The sequence below is a fragment of the Nocardioides bruguierae genome (assembly GCF_023656415.1).
Taxonomy (GTDB): Bacteria; Actinomycetota; Actinomycetes; order Propionibacteriales; family Nocardioidaceae; genus Nocardioides; species Nocardioides bruguierae.
In genome coordinates, this window is record NZ_JAMOIL010000004.1 from 1 (window position 1) to 1624 (window position 1624).

The window sequence follows — 1624 nt, forward strand, 5'->3', positions numbered from 1 at the left end:
GGGCGGGGCGGGCGTGGGGGGGGGGGCGGGGGGCCCCCCCGGGGGGGGCGGGGGGGGGGGCCCCCCCCCCCCCCCCCCCCCCGGCCGCATCGACCGTGCCAGGGCTGGTCAGGCGTCGAGAGATGCCGCGGTCGCGGGGATGAGGCAGCAGCTCTCGAACGCGAGGCCGGAGCGGCAGCCGCAGGGGTCGCCCCAGTGGTCGCGGAGGCAGCAGTCGCGGTAGGCGAGGCCGGTGCCGCAGGGGCAGTTCTGGGCCTGGCCGTAGGGGTGGCGGGTGCCGTGGAGCAGCGCGAAGAGGGTGGCGGTGTCGTCGGTGAAGTGGTGCAGGGCGCGGGTGGTGGCGGCGCCGGCTTCGAGGCGGGTATGGATGAGGTCGCCGTGGACGACGACGTGCGCGAACGGTTCGCCGCTGCGCTGGTTGCGGGATTCCTGCGCGAGGGAGACCCACGCGGCGTCGCTGTCGGGCGGGGTCAGCGGGTCGGAGGCGGTCCACTGGTCGACGACGGCGGGTAGGTCGGGGTGGCCGTCCATCCAACCCTTGACGCGCCGCAGCTCGAGGCCGGTTGGCCGGATGGTCCAGGGCATCGGCTGGAGCCAGGTGCGGGCGTGGGTCGGCTTGAACCCGCGGTCGGACGCGAACGCGACGCCGGTCCACTCGCTGCGGGACTGGGAGTAGCCGAGCAGGATCGCGAGGCACTCGTTGGGCTGGTCGGCGGCGTCGTGGGCGAACTGGAGCGCGCGGGGTGCGTGCTGGACGAGCTCGTCGAACTCGGCGACCTGGCCAGCGACCTCGAGCAGTGTCGCGGTGGCGTGGATCCCGAACGCCTCGCTGCCCTGGGTCATGACCGCGGCGTCGAGGTGGGCGAAGACCTGGTGCTTGGTGGTGGTGCCGAGCTTCTCGACGTGGCGGGTGTACTTGGCGGTGTCGGTGACGAACTCGATGTGGTCGGGGTAGGTGGCGAAGCCGATGAGGGTCATGAGCTGGTTCTCCTGAAGGGGTCGGGTCAGGCGGTGAGGGCTGCGGGGGCGGGCGCGTGCTGGTGGGTCACGTGGCCGCCGGCGGCGAACCCGATCTGGGGGCCCATGCCGGACAGCGACGGGGTGCGGATGCCGATGTCGATGACGGACCCGTCCAGGCTGTCGATCTGGTTCTGGAGGCTCTGGAGGGCCTGGAGGGCGGGGCTGGTGTCGGCGGTGACCTCGGTGGGGGCCACCGGGGGGATGCCGCCGATGGCGTCGACGTAGCGGTTGACCTCGCGCTGGCCGCGCTGCCAGGCGCGGTTCGCTCGGTCGATCTCCTCGTCGGAGGCGTTGGCGAGCTGCCGCATCCGCAGCGCACCGGCGGAACCGGCCTCCTCCAGGGCGGTGATCAGGCCCTTGTTCAGGCCACGCTCGGCGGCCTCGATGGCGTTGCGGCGGAAGTTCCGCAGCGCGTCGGCCTGCCGCTCGAGCTGGCGGATCCACTTCCGCAGTGACACCTCGCCGTCGTCGAGGCTCTCGCCGAGGGTGATGAAGTCGTCGGCGGTCTTCTGCGCGGCGTCGCGGGACTCGTTGAGCTTGACGGTGAGCCGCTCGGTGCGGCGGGCGGCTCGCTCGGCCTGGTTGCTGTAGTCGCCGGTGGACC

At 73.3% G+C, this 1624-nt stretch carries 2 protein-coding genes; both read right to left on the minus strand.

Annotation, left to right across the window (positions count from 1 at the left end; translation table 11 throughout):
• Nucleotides 1-108 precede the first annotated feature (108 nt).
• Nucleotides 109-978 carry an SEC-C metal-binding domain-containing protein gene (locus M8330_RS04705; protein WP_250826399.1) on the minus strand — a complete coding sequence of 290 codons (870 nt, stop codon included), beginning with the start codon at nucleotides 976-978 and terminating at the stop codon, nucleotides 109-111.
• A 26-nt stretch (nucleotides 979-1004) separates the two neighbouring features.
• A partial coding sequence (locus tag M8330_RS04710) for a hypothetical protein (RefSeq protein WP_250826400.1) occupies nucleotides 1005-1624 on the minus strand: 620 nt, incomplete at its 5' end.

Excerpts from the sequence above, each read along its gene's own strand:
- M8330_RS04705 (WP_250826399.1), bottom strand. The coding sequence starts at position 978 with ATGACCCTCATCGGCTTCGCCACCTACCCCGACCACATCGAGTTCGTC.